At 31.9% G+C, this 527-nt stretch carries 1 protein-coding gene; it reads left to right on the top strand.

Translation table 11 applies throughout. The annotated features are described in order from the left end of the window. Positions 1-509 (top strand): ABC transporter permease (locus IE142_RS40415; RefSeq protein WP_191889528.1); only part of this gene is annotated, 509 nt, incomplete at its 5' end. Positions 510-527 lie beyond the last annotated feature (18 nt).

The raw sequence follows: 527 nt of genomic DNA, 5'->3' as shown, positions 1-527 counted from the left end.
CAAATATTATACAAACTGTTCCAGCAATCGCTATGTTAGCCATACTTATGTTGGCTATGGGATTAGGACCAACAACTGTTGTTGTAACTGTATTCCTATATTCGTTATTACCTATTATTAAAAATACTTATACTGGTATTGTAGAAGTTGATGAAAATATTAAAGACGCTGGTAAAGGTATGGGAATGACGGGGAATCAAATATTAAGAATGATAGAGTTACCATTATCTTTATCTGTTATTATTGGTGGTGTTAGAATTGCACTTGTTGTTGCTATCGGAATAGTAGCGATTGGGTCATTTATCGGTGCTCCAACACTAGGTGATATTATTATTCGTGGTACAAATTCAACAGATGGAACAACATTCATCTTAGCAGGTGCCATACCAATTGCTTTAATAGCAATTATCATAGATATAGGATTACGTTATCTAGAAAAACGTTTAGATCCTACTCGTAAAAACAAAAAAGATTCAATGCAAAAACATCAAGTACAAAAATTACATTAATAGATATCAATAAACTTA

This window comes from Streptomyces mutabilis (assembly GCF_014649815.1).
GTDB lineage: Bacteria > Actinomycetota > Actinomycetes > Streptomycetales > Streptomycetaceae > Streptomyces > Streptomyces mutabilis.
The sequence above is the reverse complement of the archived record's forward strand: the minus strand, read 5'-3'. Positions and strand labels throughout refer to the sequence as shown.